The sequence below is a fragment of the Sporosarcina sp. QA0331 genome, assembly GCF_055808055.1.
Map to the genome: position 1 here is coordinate 2,640,918 of NZ_CM147850.1, position 19,636 is coordinate 2,660,553.

19 protein-coding genes, 1 pseudogene and 1 riboswitch are annotated in these 19,636 nt (G+C 42.5%); all 20 genes and pseudogenes read right to left on the reverse strand.

The annotated features are described in order from the left end of the window. Window positions 1–32: 32 nt before the first annotated feature. A complete protein-coding gene (locus AC0L13_RS13365) occupies window positions 33–1,082 on the reverse strand; it encodes a 2,3-butanediol dehydrogenase (RefSeq protein WP_473640345.1) in 1,050 nt (349 codons plus the stop codon). Between the two features lie 230 nt (window positions 1,083–1,312). Continuing rightward, window positions 1,313–2,710 (reverse strand): Fe-S cluster assembly protein SufB, encoded by a 1,398-nt coding sequence (sufB, locus tag AC0L13_RS13370; RefSeq protein ID WP_473640347.1) that lies wholly within the window; start codon window positions 2,708–2,710, stop codon window positions 1,313–1,315. 21 nt (window positions 2,711–2,731) lie between these two features. Beyond that, entirely contained in the window at window positions 2,732–3,172 is a 441-nt protein-coding gene (gene sufU / locus AC0L13_RS13375; protein WP_473640350.1) for a Fe-S cluster assembly sulfur transfer protein SufU, read from the reverse strand. After that, window positions 3,172–4,392, reverse strand: a complete 1,221-nt coding sequence (locus tag AC0L13_RS13380; RefSeq protein WP_473640352.1) for a cysteine desulfurase — start codon at window positions 4,390–4,392, stop codon at window positions 3,172–3,174. Before AC0L13_RS13380 ends, sufU begins: the two co-directional genes overlap by 1 nt. After that, window positions 4,392–5,696: a Fe-S cluster assembly protein SufD gene (gene sufD, locus AC0L13_RS13385; protein ID WP_473640354.1), complete on the reverse strand. Its 1,305-nt coding sequence runs from the start codon at window positions 5,694–5,696 to the stop codon at window positions 4,392–4,394. The genes AC0L13_RS13380 and sufD overlap by 1 nt, the downstream gene beginning before the upstream one ends. Window positions 5,697–5,714: 18 nt before the next feature. Next, window positions 5,715–6,494 (reverse strand): Fe-S cluster assembly ATPase SufC, encoded by a 780-nt coding sequence (gene sufC / locus AC0L13_RS13390; RefSeq protein ID WP_473640356.1) that lies wholly within the window; start codon window positions 6,492–6,494, stop codon window positions 5,715–5,717. A gap of 450 nt (window positions 6,495–6,944) precedes the next feature. Further along, entirely contained in the window at window positions 6,945–8,144 is a 1,200-nt protein-coding gene (locus AC0L13_RS13395; RefSeq protein ID WP_473640358.1) for a dicarboxylate/amino acid:cation symporter, read from the reverse strand. 157 nt (window positions 8,145–8,301) lie between these two features. After that, complete coding sequence (locus AC0L13_RS13400) at window positions 8,302–9,150, reverse strand: MetQ/NlpA family ABC transporter substrate-binding protein (RefSeq protein ID WP_473640360.1); 849 nt, start codon at window positions 9,148–9,150, stop codon at window positions 8,302–8,304. A gap of 55 nt (window positions 9,151–9,205) precedes the next feature. Further along, window positions 9,206–9,874, reverse strand: a complete 669-nt coding sequence (locus AC0L13_RS13405; protein WP_473640362.1) for a methionine ABC transporter permease — start codon at window positions 9,872–9,874, stop codon at window positions 9,206–9,208. Then, window positions 9,867–10,880, reverse strand: coding sequence for a methionine ABC transporter ATP-binding protein (locus AC0L13_RS13410; RefSeq protein ID WP_473640364.1), 1,014 nt, complete (start codon window positions 10,878–10,880; stop codon window positions 9,867–9,869). The genes AC0L13_RS13405 and AC0L13_RS13410 overlap by 8 nt, the downstream gene beginning before the upstream one ends. A 97-nt stretch (window positions 10,881–10,977) precedes the next feature. Then, window positions 10,978–11,082: riboswitch (SAM riboswitch) on the reverse strand. Between the two features lie 56 nt (window positions 11,083–11,138). Then, window positions 11,139–11,447: a thioredoxin family protein gene (locus AC0L13_RS13415; protein ID WP_473640366.1), complete on the reverse strand. Its 309-nt coding sequence runs from the start codon at window positions 11,445–11,447 to the stop codon at window positions 11,139–11,141. Window positions 11,448–11,459: 12 nt separating this feature from the next. Beyond that, window positions 11,460–11,801: a toprim domain-containing protein gene (locus AC0L13_RS13420; protein WP_473640368.1), complete on the reverse strand. Its 342-nt coding sequence runs from the start codon at window positions 11,799–11,801 to the stop codon at window positions 11,460–11,462. A 192-nt stretch (window positions 11,802–11,993) separates the two neighbouring features. Continuing rightward, a complete protein-coding gene (gene gcvH / locus AC0L13_RS13425; RefSeq protein ID WP_440500178.1) occupies window positions 11,994–12,377 on the reverse strand; it encodes a glycine cleavage system protein GcvH in 384 nt (127 codons plus the stop codon). 80 nt (window positions 12,378–12,457) lie between these two features. Continuing rightward, a pseudogene (locus AC0L13_RS13430) lies at window positions 12,458–12,565 on the reverse strand (ArsC/Spx/MgsR family protein); the annotation flags it as partial. Window positions 12,566–12,794: 229 nt separating this feature from the next. After that, entirely contained in the window at window positions 12,795–13,712 is a 918-nt protein-coding gene (opp4C, locus tag AC0L13_RS13435; RefSeq protein ID WP_473640371.1) for an oligopeptide ABC transporter permease, read from the reverse strand. 14 nt (window positions 13,713–13,726) lie between these two features. Further along, window positions 13,727–14,692, reverse strand: a complete 966-nt coding sequence (locus tag AC0L13_RS13440) for an ABC transporter permease (RefSeq protein ID WP_473640373.1) — start codon at window positions 14,690–14,692, stop codon at window positions 13,727–13,729. Window positions 14,693–14,760: 68 nt separating this feature from the next. Continuing rightward, window positions 14,761–16,596: a peptide-binding protein gene (locus AC0L13_RS13445; RefSeq protein WP_473640375.1), complete on the reverse strand. Its 1,836-nt coding sequence runs from the start codon at window positions 16,594–16,596 to the stop codon at window positions 14,761–14,763. Between the two features lie 141 nt (window positions 16,597–16,737). Beyond that, window positions 16,738–17,772, reverse strand: a complete 1,035-nt coding sequence (locus AC0L13_RS13450; protein ID WP_473640377.1) for an ABC transporter ATP-binding protein — start codon at window positions 17,770–17,772, stop codon at window positions 16,738–16,740. Continuing rightward, window positions 17,769–18,758: an ABC transporter ATP-binding protein gene (locus AC0L13_RS13455; RefSeq protein WP_473640379.1), complete on the reverse strand. Its 990-nt coding sequence runs from the start codon at window positions 18,756–18,758 to the stop codon at window positions 17,769–17,771. The genes AC0L13_RS13450 and AC0L13_RS13455 overlap by 4 nt, the downstream gene beginning before the upstream one ends. Window positions 18,759–19,210: 452 nt before the next feature. Further along, window positions 19,211–19,570: an arsenate reductase family protein gene (locus AC0L13_RS13460; protein ID WP_473640382.1), complete on the reverse strand. Its 360-nt coding sequence runs from the start codon at window positions 19,568–19,570 to the stop codon at window positions 19,211–19,213. Window positions 19,571–19,636 lie beyond the last annotated feature (66 nt).

Genomic DNA, 19,636 nt, shown 5'->3' on the forward strand with positions numbered 1-19,636 from the left:
CATAAATTGGCTGCCTCAGTTTAAATGGAGAGTTACATTTCTCCGCTTAATCTCACTAGAATTTTCGATTGCGTTTTATCATTCGTCAAAGCTTCAAAGCCTTTGTCCACAATATCATCCAATTCAATTTGAGAAGTGATAATCCCTTGTGGTTTCAACTGACCTGTCCCGATTAAATCAACTGTTTGTTGGAATGTAGTTGGTGTATAGGCAATGGTCGAAGTTACTTTAACGCCAGTATTCGTCAATTGCATCGGATTCCATTCAATTGGACGAGCAAAGATTGATACGATGACCATCGTACCGCGAGCGCGTGTTGCGTCGATCGCTTGTTTGAAAGTCGGTGCAACACCCGCAACTTCAAAAGAGACATCCACACCATCAGGTACAACATCTTTAATAGCTTGTACTGGATCAACTTGGCCTGAATTGAATACATGTGTTGCGCCGAGTTCTTTAGCTTTTTCTAAGCGGTCTTCCGATAAATCAAATGCAAAGATTTTGCTTGCACCCGCTGCTTTAGCAGCAATTATCGTCAGCAATCCAATTGGACCAGCACCAAATACTGCTACTGTGTCACCAAACTGCATATTTCCTTCTTTTATAGCTTGTACAGCAACCGCCGTAGGTTCAACTAATGCACCATCTTGTAATGTCATGCCTTCCGGCAATTTATAAATAAAGTTTTCACCTGCGTTTACATATGTAGCAAATCCGCCGTCCGACCCTAAGCCGATGAATTGGAAGCCATCATAAGCATCCACATCTTCATGTTTATTACCGAACGTATACATAGGGTTAATTGCAACACGATCTCCAACTTGGATCGATGTTACATCTTTCCCCACTTTTTCTACAACACCCGCAAATTCATGTCCCATTGTGAGTGGTGCTTGTTGTCCAGTTAACTGATGAGGTGCATCAACCGGGATAAACACGGGGCCCTCTTGATATTCATGTAAATCTGAACCACAAATACCAGCCCATGCTACACGCACTGTAACCTCATTGTCATGCAAAGGCTTCAGTTCACGTTCTTCCACACGGATGTCTTTCTCACCATACCATACTGCTGCTTTCATACTTCATACCTCCTATTTTTTGATGAAAAATCTACTGCGATGTTTCTAAAATGGAAATAGAAGAATTAAATTAAAGTACCTTTAATTCAAGATAATTATATCACTTAAACTACAATAAGGCAAAATATATGAATTAGAAAATTAGTATGTTATATGGAATCTAGTATATTTTTTTACAGTAAGTAAATAGAAAAAACCGCCTGCAAGGAGGCGGTTTTTCGTGTTGTTTATTACCCGATTGAACCTTCCATTTCAAACTTGATAAGGCGGTTCATTTCTACTGCGTATTCCATCGGCAATTCTTTTGTGAATGGCTCGATGAAGCCCATGACGATCATTTCAGTCGCTTCAAGCTCTGGAATTCCGCGGCTCATCAAGTAGAACAGTTGTTCTTCTGATACTTTGGAAACTTTCGCTTCGTGCTCGAGTGAAATGTTATCGTTTAAGATTTCGTTGTATGGAATCGTATCAGAAGTCGATAGTTTATCCATGATGAGCGTGTCACATTCGATGTTAGCACGCGCGCCATCTGCACGGCGTCCGAAGTGGACGATACCACGGTACGAAACTTTACCGCCGTGTTGGGAAATCGATTTAGAAACGATTGTTGATGACGTGTTTGGCGCCAAGTGCATCATTTTTGCTCCTGCATCTTGGTGTTGCCCTTTACCAGCCAACGCGATGGACAATGTCATACCACGTGCACCTTCACCTTTGAGGATACATGCAGGGTATTTCATCGTAAGCTTCGAACCGATATTGCCGTCGATCCATTCCATTGTAGCGTTCGCTTCACATACTGCACGCTTCGTAACTAGGTTATACACATTGTTTGCCCAGTTTTGAATCGTTGTGTAACGGCAGTATGCATCTTTTTTAATGATGATTTCAACGACTGCACTATGAAGAGAGTTCGTTGTATAAACAGGAGCTGTACATCCTTCTACGTAGTGGACGCTTGCGCCCTCATCTACGACGATCAACGTACGCTCGAATTGACCCATGTTTTCCGAGTTGATACGGAAGTAGGCTTGAAGTGGAGTATCCACTTTGATGCCAGGTGGCACATAGATGAATGAACCTCCAGACCAAACAGCAGAGTTCAAAGCTGCGAACTTGTTATCTGTGTTTGGAATGACTGTTCCCCAATACTTTTTGAACAGCTCTTCGTTTTCACGTAACGCTGAATCTGTGTCCTTGAAGACGATTCCCATGTCTTCAAGCTCTTCTTTCATGTTATGATAAACAACTTCGGATTCGTATTGTGCAGAAACACCAGCAAGGTATTTTTGCTCAGCTTCAGGAATCCCTAGTTTATCGAATGTGCGCTTGATTTCTTCAGGCACTTCATCCCATGAACGCTCTGTCGCTTCGGAAGGTTTTACGTAATATGTGATTTCGTCGAAGTTAAGGGAGTTCAAATCTCCGCCCCATTGAGGCATTGGTTTGCTATAGAAGATTTCAAGGGATTTTAGACGGTAGTCTAGCATCCATTGTGGTTCTTCTTTCATTTTGGAGATTTCTTCAACAATTTCACGTGTCAAACCACGTTCCGAACGGAAAACAGATACGTCTTTATCTGCGAAACCATATTTGTAATCGCCAATTTCAGGCATTTTTTTAGCCATCATTATTCCTCCGTTCTTTCATTATTGCTCAGCGTTTTCTCCTACCCCTTTTTCCATTGCTTTCCATGCTAGTGTTGCGCATTTGATGCGTGCAGGGAATTTGGCTACGCCGGAAAGGGCTTCGATGTCGCCAAGGTCGACGGTGTCGTCGATTTCCTTGCCGAGCATCATATCAGAAAACACATGGGCATATTTAACTGCAGTATCCACGTCTTTGTTTTTGATGATTTGTGTCATCATCGATGCGGAAGCCATGGAGATGGAACAGCCTTCCCCTTCAAACTTTGCATCTTGCACAATGCCGTCTTCGACTTTTAGAGTCAAATGGATGACATCGCCGCACGTCGGATTGTTCATGTCGATTGTAACATTGTTTTCTTCCAGCACACCTTTGTTCCGTGGATTTTTATAATGATCCATGATGACTGAACGATATAGCTGATCTAAATTGTTTGTAGGCATTATTGGAAATACTCCTTTGCAATACGGAGTCCTTCTACGAGACAGTCAACATCTTCTTTTGTGTTGTATACATAGAAGCTTGCACGGGCGGTCGCTGAACATTCTAGCCATTTCATAAGTGGCTGCGCGCAGTGATGACCTGCCCGCACTGCGATTCCGTTCATATCTAGTACCGTGGCAAGATCATGCGGGTGAACGTTATCCAAATTGAATGTCACGATGCCTGCACGCTTATCTGGATCCTGTGGTCCATAAATCGAAAGGCCTTCCATCGATGACATTTTCTCCATAGCATAACCCGCTAGCTCGTGTTCATGCCGTTCGATTTGGTCTAGACCGATTTCTTCCAAGAAATCAATGGCGGCACCCAATCCGATAGCACCTGCAATGATCGGCGTACCTCCTTCGAATTTCCACGGAAGCTCTTTCCACGTAGAATCGTAGAGACCGACGAAATCGATCATTTCACCACCGAATTCAACCGGCTCCATTTCATTCAATAAATCTTTTTTCCCATAAAGGACACCAATCCCCGTAGGGCCGCACATTTTATGGCCTGAAAAAGCGAGAAAATCGCAATCCAAGTTCTGGACATCCAACTTCAAGTGAGGAGCAGCCTGTGCACCATCCACGACCATAACGGCGCCGTGGGCATGCGCAATCTCGGTCACTTCCTTAATAGGATTCATCGTGCCAAGCACATTGGAAACGTACATCATCGATACGATTTTTGTACGATCTGTTACTGTTTCACGAACTTTATCAAGGGAGAGTGTTCCGTCTTCTTCCAAAACGATATACTTCAGGACTGCGCCTTTTTCCTTCGCCAATTGCTGCCACGGAATAATGTTGGAATGGTGTTCCATATGGGTGATGACGATTTCATCGCCTTCGTTGATATTCGCGCGTCCATAGCTTTGGGCTACCATGTTAAGTGCTGTTGTAGTTCCGCGGGTGAAAATCACTTCCTGCGTAGATTTTGCATTAATGAATTTGCGGACCTTTTCACGCGCACCTTCATATTGATCCGTAGCCCTATTGCCCAATGTATGAACTCCACGGTGGACGTTCGCGTTATTGAACAAATAGTAGTCACTGATTGCCTCAATGACTTGCCGCGGCTTTTGAGAAGTCGCGGCGCTGTCCAAATAAACAAGCGGGTGCCCGTTGATTTCCTGGTCAAGTATCGGGAAATGGTTGCGGATCTCTTTACTGAGCATTAGCGCACTTTCCTTTCGATTACCTCCGTCAATTGCTTCTTGACACCTTCGATTGGCAATTTGCTTACGACAGGTGCAAGGAAACCATGGATGACAAGGCGTTCTGCTTCCTGTTTCGAAATCCCACGGCTCATCAAGTAGAACAATTGAAGCGGATCTACACGCCCTACAGACGCAGCGTGTCCTGCAGTTACATCGTCTTCATCGATTAATAGAATTGGGTTTGCATCTCCACGTGCTTTTTCGCTTAACATCAAAACCCGTGATTCTTGGACAGCGTTCGATCTTGTAGCACCTTTGGCAATTCTGCCGATACCGTTGAAGATTGAAGAAGCAGATTCCTTCATAACGCCATGTTTAAGGATGAATCCATCTGTATCGAGTCCCCAATGGACGATTTCAGAGGTAAAGTTTTGCTTTTGGCTGCCTCGACCGACAACGACAGTCTTCAAATCACTTGAAGAACCGTTTCCGACGAGATGTGTAATGTTTTCTGAAATTGTGTCGCTGTCATTCATCAAGCCAAGCGCCCATTCGATGCGCGCGTCCGCTCCAGTAACTCCACGACGGTTAACATATGTCGTGAATCCTTTTGCAAGGACGTCAACTGCTCCATAGACAATTTTAGAATTATCGCCTGCAAATACTTCCGCAATGATATTCGCTTGTCCTGCAGCCTCTTCGACTGTTGACAAATAGTTTTCTACATATGTCACAGAGCTGTTCGCATCTGCTACGACGATGACATGATTGAAAAGAGATGCTTGTGCATCATCATGTAAAAATAGAACTTGAAGTGGATCTGCAACTTCGACATTTTTCGGTACATAGACGAAGACGCCGCCATTCATAAGTGCTGCGTGTAAAGCAGTCAGTCTATGCTCATCCAATTTTACGCCATCCGTCATATAATACTTTTTCAACAGATCAGCATGTTCGCGTGAAGCTGTGAAAATATCAGTCAAAACAACGCCTTGCGCCTTTAAATCATCTGAAAGTGAGATGAATGCAGGCGTATTATTATGTTGTACGTAGATGTTCTTTTGATCGTCGCCGACCAATTCCTTCGCTTCAGCAGGCAACTCGGCGAGTGAAGCATATGTGGAGCTTTCCACTGCATGTGCAGGGAACTCAGTAAAGTTCCACTTATCGATTTTTGTTTTATCTGGTGTTGGCATCGGAAGCTGTTCCACTTTCGCTAACGCATCTGCGCGGAATTCTGCCATCCAATCGGCTTCATTCATGTTTGCGGAAAAAGAGTGGACGTCCTGTTCGGTCAATGCCATTTTTGTTTCAACCGTCATTTTGAATCGTCCCCTTTCTTATGCTTCTTGTCCAACTGTTTCGTCTTCGATTCCTAATTCTTCTTTAATCCAATCATAACCGCTCTCTTCAAGCTGTTTCGCAAGTTCTGCTCCGCCGGATTTAACGACTCTGCCTTGCATCATAACGTGAACAAAATCAGGTGTGATGTAGTTAAGGAGACGTTGGTAGTGAGTAATGATCAAGCATCCGAAACCTTCACCGCGCATTTCGTTAATGCCTTTAGAAACGATTTTCAATGCATCGATATCGAGTCCAGAGTCGATTTCATCAAGCACTGCAAATTTTGGTTTCAGCATCATCAATTGTAGGATTTCATTACGTTTTTTCTCTCCGCCTGAGAATCCTTCGTTTAGATAACGTGTTGCCATATCTTGATCCATTTCAAGGACATCCATTTTGCTGTCCAATTCACGGATGAATTTCATGAGGGATATTTCATCGCCTTCTTCACGGCGTGCATTGACTGCTGAACGCATGAAGTCTGCGTTCGTTACCCCTGTAATTTCACTTGGGTATTGCATTGCAAGGAATAGTCCCGCTTTCGCGCGCTCATCCACTTCCATTTCAAGCACGTCTTCGCCATCAAGCGTGACTGTTCCGGAAGTGACTTCGTATTTAGGGTGGCCCATGATTGCAGATGCAAGTGTCGATTTACCGGTTCCGTTAGGTCCCATGATCGCATGGATCTCACCTGTATTGATTGTTAGGTTGACGCCTTTCAATATTTCTTTACCTTCAATTTCGACGTGAAGGTCTTTGATTTCCAAAGTTGCCATTCCAATACCTCCAATATGATAAAGATGAACGGGGTAAACCATTCTCTATTTAGTATCATTCTAATTTTAGCGCATTCGGCACATTGTTGCAAATCATTAAGAATTATTATCGTTTTGTGGGAGAAATACGATTAATTCAACGTTTCATCATATAATTTGCATAGTAACCCATTTTCATTTATCTGGTGCTTATTGAGAATCAATGAATATATTTTACTGTCTTGGTTTGCTAGTAAACGGATTTCCGCTCCAGGTGGACGCTTTCTGCGGGCGGTCCGTGAGCCTCCTCGACGCAAGCGTCTGCGGGGTCTCACCTGGACACGCTTTTCCCACAGGAGTCGCCACCTTACGCTTCAATCCTAAATAAATCCTATTACATCAACTACAAATAAAAGAAAAAGTAGAAGTCGGGAAAAATCAGTTCCCTCTTCTACTTTTAAAAATAAATTATTACTTCGCTTCTACGCCTTTTACTTTTGGTGTTAGGCGGTCTACGATCATTGCAAGGGCTCCGTCGCCTGTTACGTTAGTGGCTGTACCGAAGCTGTCCTGTGCCATGTAAAGTGCGATCATGAGTGCAACCATTGATTCATCGAATCCTAGCATTGTGCTAAGAAGTCCTACTGCCGCCATCACAGCTCCGCCTGGAACTCCAGGAGCAGCGATCATCGTTACGCCGAGCATAAGGATGAAAGGCAGATAGCTAGAGAAGTTGAACGGCATATCGTTCATGAGCAATACTCCGATTGAACAAGATACTAGAGTGATTGTACTTCCGGACAAATGGATCGTTGCAAACAAGGGAATCGTAAAGTCCGTCACTTTTTCCGAAGCACCCGTCTTTTTCGCCTGTCTCAATGTAACTGGAATGGTCGCTGCAGATGATTGTGTTCCGATTGCAGTCATATATGCAGGTGCCATAGTTTTCATAAGGTAGAACGGATTCTTCTTTGAAAGAGTCCCCGCAACAGTGTACTGAAGTACAAGCATGAGCAAATGCAATGCTATGACCATGACGAAGACGAGTGAAAAGACCGATAAGACCTTCGCAACTTGTCCGCTATGTGTCATGTTAAGGAAAATACCGAAAATATGGAATGGCAATAACGGGATGATAATAAATGAAATGACTTTTTCAATAAGAACATGCATCTCTTCAAAGAAAGAAAGCATTGTTTTGCTATTAATGGATGCCATACCGATTCCAAAAATGAATGCGAGAAGCAATGCTGACATGACCCCCATAATAGGTGTCATTTCAAGTTCAAAAAATGCTTCAGCTGGTGATTTTCCTGAATCGGCAACGGATTCAGCACCAATGCCACCTATGAAGCTCGGTAAAATTGACATGGCAGCGAAGTATGCCAAAATCCCTGCTACAATTGTAGAGGCATATGCAAGTACTGTAGCGAGCCCTAAAAGTTTTCCGGATCCAGCGCCCAGTTTCGCAATTCCTGGTGCAATAAATGCAATAATGATAAATGGTACGACAAAGTTCAAGAAGCCGCCGAAAATCATATTGAACGTTGCAAATAAGCTTGTGAACCAACCTGCGAATCCTTCATGTATTTTCGGGAGCAACAGTCCTAGCCCCACCGCAAGCCCTATAGCGATAACGATTCGCCATATAAGGCCGACCTTCCACTTCATAAGATGTCCTCCTCAGATGTACAAATGTTTATAAAAACAACAACACCACTTTATCATAGTAAAGGAAAAATAGGAACAGTTATTTTGAGTTATTGTACTTTTGACGGAGAAAAAAAGCCGTCTGCATCCAATAGATGGAAGCGGACGGCTTATTAAATTATTTTACTGGTACGACTGAGCCGCCCCACTCTTTCAACATGAACTCTTGGATTTCCTCGGTTTGCAACACTTCTACAAGTGCTTTGATTGCTGCGCTGTTTTCATCACCTGAACGGACTGTGATGACGTTGACGTATGGTGAATCAGTCTCTTCAAGAGCAATTGAATCTTCCAATGGATTTATACCAGCATCAATTGCATAGTTGGAATTGATGAGAACAGCATCACCTTCATTATTGTTATATAGTGTCGGCATTAGAGCTGCTTCATAATCCGGTTCAAACTTAAGATTCTTCGGGTTGTCCACGATGTCATCAAGTTCAGCTTTAACTTTATCAACACCCTCAGCAAGTGTGATCAATCCTTCTTTTTCAAGCATTTCAAGCACACGGCCGTGATCTGAAACCGAGTTGCTCATAAGGACAGTCGCACCGTCCGGCAATTCATCTAGTGATTTATATTTTTTCGAATAAACACCCATCGGTTCGATATGGATTCCACCCGCATTGACAAAGTCGTAGCCAAAATCAGCAATTTGACTTTCCAAGTAAGGGATAGTTTGGAAATAGTTCGCATCCAACAGACCTGATTCCAAGTCTTTGTTCGGCAAAATATAATCCTGGTATGTTTCGATTTCTAAGTCATAGCCTTTTTCTTTCAACAATGGCTTCACTTCTTCCAAAATGACAGCATGCGGCGTGTTGGATGCGCCGACGACGATTTTAGTCTTCTCTTCCTTACCACCAGCATTATTGCTGTTAGCGCCATCTTCTTTATCTTTCGTTCCGCATGCTGCTAGTGCGAGCACAAGAACCGTTAATAATAATGTGGATAAAATCTTTTTCATCATTTTTCTCTCCATTCGTAGTTGTTTTTTATAATTAACAGGTGCTTCCTGTAAATTATCGTTTGTCCAATTTCCTCACTGCAAAATCGCCGATAATTTGAATCGCAAATACAACAATTAGGATAATAATAGTTGCCACAATCATCACGTCAGAGCGGCTTCGCTGGAATCCTTCGTAATACGCGAGATTCCCGAGCCCGCCGGCACCTATGACTCCAGCCATTGCTGTATAGCCGACAAGCGCAATCGCCGTTACCGTAATTCCCGAAATAAGGGCAGGCATTGATTCAGGCAACAACACTTTAAAGATAATTGTACTTGTTTTCGCACCCATCGATCTTGCTGCCTCGACAACACCTCTATCGATTTCACGCAATCCGATCATGACCATTCGCGCATAAAACGGTGCAGCCCCGATGACAAGAGCAGGGATTGCTGCTTCTGGACCGCGGATTGATCCGACCAACAATGTCGTAAACGGGATAAGTAATATAATCAAAATGATAAATGGAATAGAGCGGAAAATATTCACAAATGCTCCCGTCAAGCCATACACCAATTTATTTTTCCATAGTTGGCCTGGACTTGATAAGAAAAGAAGAACGCCCAATGCAAGTCCGAATACGAATGTGTATAAAGTAGAAAGCCCCGTCATATATAACGTTTCTACAGTTGCTTCCCACATTTTTCCCCAATCTACATTTGGAAATAAACTTTCAATCATTGCCGATCACCTCTGTCTGTACACCTAGCTCATGGAGATAGGCAATCGCCTTATCAACATCATTTTCATTGCCAAGAAGCTGTAATATAAGCGAGCCATAAGCGCCGCCTTTTGTATGGGATATGTTCCCTTGGACGATATTTACGTCAATGTCGAATTTTCGAATCAAACTTGCCAACACAGGATGCTCAGTCTTCTCTCCGACAAATGCGAGTTTTATGAGCGTGCCTCCTGGTATATGCGCAAGAACCTGTTCAGTTCCCGCAGGTTCCGTCACTTGGGAAACGAAGCGCTTTGTAATCGGTGCTTGCGGTGATTGAAATACTTCAAGAACCAGACCGATTTCAACTACTTTTCCAGCTTCCATGACCGCCACGCGATGACAGATTTTCCGGATGACATGCATTTCATGTGTGATGAGCACAATTGTCAGCCCGAGCCGTTCATTAATACTTGTTAGAAGATCAAGAATAGCATCTGTCGTTTCCGGGTCTAACGCGGAAGTCGCTTCATCACAAAGCAGCACTTCTGGATCGTTCGCCAACGCCCTTGCGATACCGACACGTTGCTTTTGACCGCCTGACAGTTCCGATGGATAAGCATTTTCTCTGCCGCTCAGACCGACAAGCTCGATCAGTTCCGCCACTTTTCGTTCCCGTTCCGCTTTTTTCACTCCAGCGATTTCAAGCGGAAAAGCTATATTCTGCTTAACAGTCCGGGACCAGAGCAAGTTGAAGTGTTGAAAAATCATGCTGATTTTTTGTCTTGCTTCCCGAAGCTCTTTACCTGTGAATGCCGAAATTTCACGGTTTCCAATTTTGATTGTCCCAGTTGTTGGTGTCTCAAGACCATTCAATAAGCGGATCAATGTACTTTTCCCAGCACCACTATAACCGATGATGCCGAAGATCTCTCCCTCATCAATCGTTAAGGAGACATCATCTACCGCCAAGATTTCATCGTTCGTTGCACCAAAACTTTTCTTAACGTCTTTCAATTGAATCATCATTATCACCTCTACTACTATCTTGTCCAAAATAAAAACCTTTCTGCAGACAAGCAGAAAGGCTACTACGTTTTATAAAAATAAACGTCCATCCGATCTCTCATCTCTCAAAGCAAATGCTTTGTGTGACTTGGCACCATTTCACTTTCGTGACGGTTGCCGGGCTTCATAGGGCACTTCCCTCCACCTCTCTTTATAAGAGCGACATATTCAGTTAAAGTTAATAGCTATACTTATATCATGTCTCTCGGCAGTATGTCAACCTATCTTTTCGAGAAGATGCGGAATAGAATGGAACGCATAGATCTTATGTACCACTTCTCCATCCTTCTGAATTAGTAAACAAGGGACGCTTTCAATTTCATAATCAACAGCGAGCTCTTCTACATAATTCAAGTCCGCCTTTCCAATGGGCAAGTCAGGCTTCATAGCAGCAATGACTTCCATCATTTTTGAAGCAATTGCACATGTTCCGCACATTGGTGTATATAAATAAAAAATCGATTTTGGAAAATCGTCTTTGCTCTTTTCCCATTGTTCACGTGTCCAGTTTTCGATATTGGCCACTATTTATCACCTTCAAAGTAAAAATTCGGGATGCACTTCAAAATTTGCAGCTAGGAGGACGGCTGCAAGCACACGGTATGGAGTTGTTTCAACTTCGCGGTACGTTCGTTCCGTATAAAGGTGTATCGCTTCAGGAAAATACCTTTTGAATAAAGTGCGGATCTTATCCCCCGACTCATCGGCATCTAGAAAAACGAACAGTTCAAACTCCTCATAAGGCGTGAGCATCTCCTCGACCCGATACGGACTGACTGTCCCGTTCGTGCAAATGATTTCAACCGGTTCCGCAAGCACTTTCTGCAATCTTTTCCGGTCCGATCCGCCTTCAACGATCAAGACTTTTTGACTGTCCATTTTTCCAGCCCTCCTTTAATAAAAGCGTAGGGCGCCTGACTAGAAGCGACAGGCATAAGGTAAAGATGCGGAGTGACGCTTTTTGCCACAAAGCAGCTTTGACGTATGACCTGGGCTTCTGGCGACCGAAGTCTAGACGTGGGGATATTGAAAAAAGCGCCGGAGTCATAGATCCAGGCGCTACTTTGACGATTACTCGCCGACAGTCATTTTTTCGTAGTCTTCAGCTGACATAAGTGCGTCAAGCTCAGATTCATCCGAAGCTTCTACAACAACCATCCAAGCACCTTCATATGGAGATTCGTTCACCAATTCAGGGCTGTCTTCCAATTCTTCGTTCACTTCGACGACTTTACCGCTAATCGGAGCGTAAAGTTCAGATACTGTTTTCACCGATTCAACACTTCCGAACGGCTCGTCTGCTTTCAACTCATCCCCAACTTGTGGCAATTCAACGAATACGATATCGCCAAGTTCGGATTGTGCAAAATGAGTAATACCGATACGATACTTTCCGCTTTCATCCTTTACCCACTCGTGTTCTTCTGAATAACGCAAGTCTTTAGGTGTGCTCATCCCATAACCCTCCATAAGTAAACATTTATTGATTCACATTCAATTTTGACATATTCCGAAGCTAAAGACAAGAAAGTATATTATGCTCCCCATACTTCTTGAAACTCGTCTTCCTTAAAGCCGACAGTCACTTTTGAGCCGTCCGTTACAATCGGACTTTTTATGAGCATGCCTTCAGTGGCCAATACTTATAGTATTATTCTTATAATACCATATATAACTTTTTCTTATATTGATAATTTCCTATGAAGCCGGCTATATCATTACTTGTAGGTGAAGCAAAAGTGGTTGTCTAGAAAGTCGTTATACTAAAACAGGCGAATGGAAAATATTGAATTTCCCTTCGCCCCTTTTAGTTTAGTATTAATTAAAAACTACAGAAAATGTCGTCACGGAGTTTGATCAGGATTATACATTTTATCGTCTATCACTTTTTGGATCGAACGCGTCTCTTAGTCCGTCCCCAATGAAGTTGATACTGAGAACCGTTAGGAGAATTGCGAGACCTGGCGGAATCCACGCTTCAGGATGATACCGTAGAATACGTAAACCTTGCGCCTCTGAAATCATATTTCCCCATGTCGGTGTCGGTTGGGGAATTCCCATGCCGATGAAGCTAAGTCCGGATTCGACGATAATCATTGCAGCCATTAATAATGTCGCGTTTACAATGATTGGCCCAATTGCATTCGGTAAAAAGTGTCTGAAGATGATTCTGAAGTCGCTTGCACCGATTGCTCTTGCGCCAAGGACAAATTCCTGTTCACGTAAGGAAAGGAAAGTACCACGAATAATCCTCGATAATGTCGGCCAGCTAGTAACTGCAATGATAACAACGAACAGCCCGATCGTAACTTTTTTCAAAAGGGCAATGATTGTCAGTGCTAAGACGAGAAACGGTAAAGCTAGAAACAAATCCGTGATCCGCATAATAATACTGTCGATTTTGCCGCCGTAGTAGCCACTAAGTGTCCCGAAAATCATGCCTAGCAAGACGGTGAAAACCATTGTGCTAATACCGATGGTCAATGAAACTCTTGCACCGTATAGCAATCTCGAGAAATTATCGCGACCCGAGCTATCCGTTCCTAGAATGTGTTCTTTGCTTGGTTTTTGCTCAACCTTTAAAAGATTGTGCGCTTTCGGATCATGGTCCGTCAAGAGAGGTGCGAAAACCGCTGACCCAATGATAATGATGAGAACAATCATACCTGCGATAGCGAGCTTGTTTTTCAGGAAACGCCGAAGAGATAACTGAAAGGGACTTCGATGTTTCCTCGTTGTTTCAATCTGTAGTTCATCATGTTGATTTTCTTTTTCATTAACAGTATGCATATATCCTCACCACCTCAGTCATAGCGAATCCTCGGATCTACGACGCTATAAAATATATCTGCCAACAAATTCCCTACAAGAATTGCAACTCCCAATAAAAGAGTAATCGCCATAACGACTGGATAATCTCGGTTAATGACGGAACCGATGAAAAGTGTGCCGATACCAGGGAAGTTGAAAACCTGTTCGGTAATAATTGCTCCGCCAAGTAAAGGGCCAAGTTCCATGCCGAGTAATGTGATAACCGGAATTAGCGCGTTGCGAAGTGTATGTTTGTAAAGAACGTTATTGTTCGACATCCCTTTCGCTTTGGCTGTTCTAATAAAATCACTGCCAAGAACGTCCATTACCTCAGATCGCATGTAACGCATATAACTAGCTGTACTTGCCAACCCAAGCGTCAACCCTGGTAAAATCATGTGATGAATTCTATCTTTGAACTCTGCAAAGCCTGTTAGCTTATTGGAAGAAAGTGTCCCTTGTGCAGGAAACCACCCTAGTTTGATGGAGAATAAGTAGATGACAACCAGACCAAAGAAAAAGTTTGGAACGGCTAGTCCGAAAAAGCCGAATGTCGTTGATCCGTAATCCAACAGTGAGTATGGATGTCGTGCGGAATATATCCCGATAGGAATCGCGACTAGTAAAGTAATCAAGAGTGCGAATAACCCTAAATATACAGTGTTTAGGAAGCGCTCCTTAATTAGACTCTCAACGGATCTGCCTTTATAAGTAATCGACTCACCGAAACTGCCTTGTGCAATTTTTCCTGCCCAGCGCAAATATTGGACTGGAATCGGTTTGTCCAAACCAAGCTCTGCCCGTTGTTTTTCATATACCTCCATACCGACTTCCGGATCAAGAATCTTGCCTGAAAATGGATCACCAGGAGCTGCCTTTGCTAAGCCGAAAACGATGATTGATAATGCAAATAACATTGGGATGAATTGTAAGACTCGTCTTATTATATATTGGTACATTCGTTTTCCCCCTACCTAGGAAGGAGGAGAGTATACGATTGACGTATACCCTCCATATTTCCTTCACGTTATTCCGCGTCCTCGACCCACCATTCATGTGCATCTTGGTACATGGTATGTGGAAGAATCTTGATACCTTGAATACGATCATTGTATGCCCAAAGACTGTTTTGCGCGTAAAGGAGCAATGCTGGCAATTCTTCAGAGAAATGTTTTTGCCATTCAGCATACACCTTAGAACGGTAATCTTGATCAAAAGCGTCAGGAGCTTTTACAGCTTTTTGCATTAACTCCTCAGATGTTGGACTGTTCCAACGGGAGAAGTTGTAACCCGCTTTAGTCGCCCATAGACCAGCTGGATCTGGATCTGTACTACTTAAGCTCCAACCAATGAGGTAGAGATCCCAATCCGTATTGTCATTTGTCAAACCAGGTACATAAACTGACATTTCAGCAGGTTGGCGTAGGTTGACCTTAATACCTACATTTTCCAAGTCCGATTGAAGGATAGGAGCAGAACGTTCACGTAGTTCGTTTCCAGTAGGATAATCAAAATTCAATATCCATTCATTGCCATCCGGATCTTCTCGGAAGCCGTCGCCTGTAACATCAACATAGCCGAGGTCATCTAAAATTTTGCCAGCTTTTTCAGGGTCATATTCATATGCGGTAACCGCAGATTCGTCATATGCCCACATTTGTTGTGCGATTGGCGAATTGATCGGCTGTCCACGACCATGTAATAGACCTTCGCCATGCCCTGAACCGACAAGACCTTGACGATTAACTGCGTGAGCAATTGCTTGACGCACTTTAGGATCAGACAATTTTTTGTTCGGGATCCAGTTATCAGGATTCAACGCACCGGACTCTACATCGGCTGTCGTTCTGTGGTTCAGCTTGAAGCCCATTAGTTGATAACCAAAGTCAGCTTGTTCTATAATTTCAATATTTCCAAAGTCAGCTACAATGTCATAATCAGCTGGAGCAATCCCGCCAGGACTTGCTACAAAGTCAATCTCACCTTTTTCAAGCAGTCCGATCATGACAGATTGTGCAACTACTTTCCAAACAATGCTGTCTAATCGTGGAGCACCTTGCCAATAATCTTCATTGCGCTCAAGAATATATTGTTCGCGTTCAATCATATCAGCGAATTTGAAAGGTCCAGTACCAATTACTTTGCCAGGATCTTTTGATTCAGCAGCTTCAGGAATATCCTTCACAGAAATAGAACTGAAAATGTGTTCAGGGATAATTGGGAAGCTCGCATAGTAAAGTGGTGATACGTTCGGTTCAGCGAACTTGAATGTCACTGTATAGTCCCCATCTGCTACTACTCCTTCAAACACATCCGTTTCTCCTGATTGATAGGCTTCGTATCCGAGTAAAGGAGCTACGTAGTTTACTCGTACACCACCAGCGTTTTCATATTCAGGATCAGACATTGCTTGATAAGTGTAGACAACATCATCAGCTGTGAAGTCCTCTCCATCATGCCATTTCACGCCTTCTTTCAAGAAAAACGTGATTTCGGTTTGATCATCATTTACTTCCCACTTTTCCGCAAGGCTTGGAATGAATTCAAGTTTCTCATTTTGTGTTACTAAACCTTCATGTGTAAAGTCTAAAATGTTTGCCTCATAAGCTTCTTCATAAAAGATTGGATTGAACATTCCTGCTGGTGCAGAATACATAGCACCTACAATTGTTCCTCCGTCTTTTGGTCCACCGTCATCTGTTGCATCTTCTTCACCGTCATCTGTTTCCGACACATCAGGAGATTTAGACCCGTTTGGATCGCCCAGTTCTTTCTCATCGTCTTTGTTACATGCTGCTAAAATCATTCCTATCATCAACAATAAAATCAGAAGAGCAAATCTGTGTTTAAAATGTTTTAACAAAATAGCGTCCCCCTTTATTTACTTTAGTTGTAGAACAAAATGAATCCTTGCAGCAATGAGCCATGAAACACCCCCTAAAAGTGACTGCATGAATAAGTAAAATGAAACTTATATGAAGTTGTCATGGATGCTAAAGTATATTTAACTTTCACTATATAAATGACAAGCGACGAAATGGTCCTTCTCAATTTCTAAAAGTTCAGGTCTCTCAATAGCACACCGATCGTAAGCCTTAGGGCATCGAGTTCTAAACGTGCACCCTGAAGGTGGGTTAGCTGGGCTAGGTAAATCCCCTTCAAGTTTGATTTTTACTTTCTTTGCATTTTCTTCATTCAAGTCAATGATTGGAATGGAAGAGAGTAGTGCTTCTGTGTATGGATGCAATGCGTTTTCGTATAATTGTTTTTTTGGTGCGACTTCTGCAAACCTTCCTAAATACATGACAGCTACACGATCACTAATGTGCTTTACGACACTCAAATCATGTGCGATGAATAAGTAAGTAAGTCCTAAATCATCTTGTAAGTCTTTCATTAAATTAAGAACTTGAGCTTGAATTGACACATCCAAAGCAGATACAGGTTCATCGCAAATAACAAACTTCGGATTAAGGACAAGTGCACGTGCGATACTGATTCGTTGTCTCTGACCCCCAGAAAATTCATGAGGATATTTTTGTAAGTCATCTTTACGTAATCCAACTTTCTCAAGCACCTCTAACACCTTTTGTTTGCGTGCAGGTTTTGCCAACTTCCCTTGGACAAGCAAAGGCTCTTCAATAAGCTGTTCAATACTCATCTTGGAATTCAAGGATGCAAACGGATCTTGGAAGACTATTTGCATGTCCTCACGGATTGGTCTGATTTGTCGTTGTTTTAAATTGGTTATATCGGTCTGATTAAAGATAATCTGACCAGCTGTCGGGTCTAGTAATCTGATAAGAACCCGTCCGAGTGTCGATTTTCCAGAGCCGGATTCACCGACGATCCCTAACGTCTCACCTTTTCGAATAGTGAAAGAAACATCGTCAACTGCTTTTAATTGCCCGACCGTTTTTTGCAAAATGCCACCTTTAATAGAAAAATACTTTTTTACATTGCGCACTTCGACGAGAACATCCTCATCTATCGACCGTTTTTCATTAAGAGCCTCTTGCTGTTTTGTCAACATTGTCATTGACTCTCGCCTCCTTCTTTATAAAGATGACAGCGAACAAGATGATCTGTGCCATATTGAAGTAACTCCGGATTTACCTGTTTGCATTTTTCCATTACAAATGGACAGCGGGTTGAAAACCTACAGCCTACCGGGAAGTTATATGCAGCAGGGACGGTACCTTTGATGGTTCCTAATCGCTCTACATCCTCATCTAATTTAGGCAAGCTGTCCAACAAACCTTTTGTATAGGGATGCTTCGTGAGGGATAAGAGCTGCTTTGTAGAGGCTTGTTCAACGATTTGTCCGCCATACATGACAATGACTTTGTCGGTATATTCATAGACAACGCCCAAATCATGAGTAATGAGAAGAAGTGCCATGTTATAACGCTTTTGCATTTCAAGGAGCAAGTCTAATATTTGGGCCTGAATCGTAACATCCAGCGCTGTAGTAGGTTCGTCGGCGATAATGAGTTCAGGCTCACATGAGATTGCCATTGCAATCATCACACGCTGTCTCATTCCACCCGAAAGTTGATGAGGATATTCTTTGGTGATTTCTTCGGGGCGTGGGATACCAACAATTCTAAGTAATTCAATTGCTTTCTGTTCTGCAATTTGCTTAGACACCTTTTTATGTTTCCGTATCATTTCGGTAATCTGATTGCCAATCGTGAATACAGGATTTAAAGCAGTCATGGGCTCTTGAAAGATCATTCCAATATGGTTGCCACGGATAGTCGTCATCTGTTTCGGTTTTAAACTTAGAAGATCTTTTTCCTTTACGTGAATACTGCCTTCCACAATCCGACCAGGCTTATTAATCAATTGCATAATGGAAAGCGCGGTTATACTTTTCCCACTTCCCGATTCGCCGACAATCGCCACAGTTTCCCCTGGGTAAACTGAAAAGGTGACGTCATCTACAGCTTTCGCAACTAACTCTTGATCCAAATAGAAATACGTTTTTAAATTCTGAACATCCAATACCGGCTGACTACTCATATAAACACTCCCTTCCTTTTGGTAGAAATCACGAGTCTGTGAGAATTGGGATAGACTACAAATTTAGTAGATTTAGAATTTAATAAATCTGACAATTGTATATAATGCTAATGATAAATAACTGAATTGTCAATCGATTATTTAGTAATATATTGTAAGGTATAGTAGATAATTGTCGCATTTTGTATTTTCAGGAATACCGTTCGTGTCAGTAAATTTTCGGAAGACGAAATACTAATTGGATAAATAGACCGGATTATTTATCTATGGAATCGTGTCGAATGCAAGTTCTCACCCGATAAAAGCAATCCTTGGATGACAAATGAAAATTTTAAAACAAACAAAAAAGTGAAATAGTACGCACTTATAACTATAGAAAAAATCGCCGCAAACGTTGAAATTACAACATTTGCGGCGATTTTCGGTGTTAAAGATAAAGGCAAGAATGTATATTAGGCTCTCCAAACTTCTTCAAACTGATCTTCCTTAAAGCCGACAGTCACTTTTGTGCCGTCTGTCACAATCGGTCTTTTTATAAGCATGCCATCTGAAGCTAGCAGCTCCACTTTTTCATCATCCGTCATTTCTGGGAGCTTGTCCTTCAAGTTCAATTCACGGTATTTCATTCCGCTCACATTGAAGAACTTCTTAATGTCCATGCTGGAGTTTCCGATCATTTTTTGGAGTTCCTCTTTTGTCGGTGGATTTTCAGCAATGTTGACATCTTCGAATTCCAGTCCTTTGTCTTCCAACCACTTTTTCGCTTTCCTACAAGTTCCGCATTTCGGATAACCATAGTAAGTCATCGACATGTCGCAACACCTCCATTTTCCCCAAGTATAACAGAGAAACCACCTGGAATAAAAAATCCCAGGTGG